The sequence below is a fragment of the Serratia ureilytica genome, assembly GCF_013375155.1.
GTDB classification, from domain to species: Bacteria; Pseudomonadota; Gammaproteobacteria; order Enterobacterales; family Enterobacteriaceae; genus Serratia; species Serratia ureilytica.
This window is the reverse complement of sequence record NZ_JABXOF010000030.1, coordinates 1-373: the sequence shown is the minus strand read 5'-3', so window position 1 is coordinate 373 and position 373 is coordinate 1. Positions and strand designations below refer to the sequence as shown.

Genomic DNA, 373 nt, shown 5'->3' with positions numbered 1-373 from the left:
GCAAGAGATGGTGGTGGGGGAAGGATTCGAACCTTCGAAGTCAGTGACGGCAGATTTACAGTCTGCTCCCTTTGGCCGCTCGGGAACCCCACCATGGTATTCATGGATTTGCTGATTTTTTAAGGAATGGGCTAAATTCCTATTGTGTGCTTCTAAGGATTACCGCGCTAAAGCGCGTTGTCTCGCCGCGCTCAGCTCGAACCTTGTCGAAGCTTCTCATCCTCCCCCCGGCGTTTAATGATATTTCAGCTTTCGCTTCAAGTTCATCAACAGAGAGAAGATGGTGGTGGGGGAAGGATTCGAACCTTCGAAGTCAGTGACGGCAGATTTACAGTCTGCTCCCTTTGGCCGCTCGGGAACCCCACCATATACA

2 tRNA genes are annotated in these 373 nt (G+C 51.2%); both read right to left on the bottom strand.

Features of this window, described 5'->3' with window-relative positions:
• Positions 1 to 8 precede the first annotated feature (8 nt).
• Positions 9 to 93, bottom strand: a tRNA-Tyr gene (locus HWW83_RS25480).
• Positions 94 to 281: 188 nt separating this feature from the next.
• A tRNA-Tyr gene (locus HWW83_RS25475) sits at positions 282 to 366 on the bottom strand.
• Positions 367 to 373 lie beyond the last annotated feature (7 nt).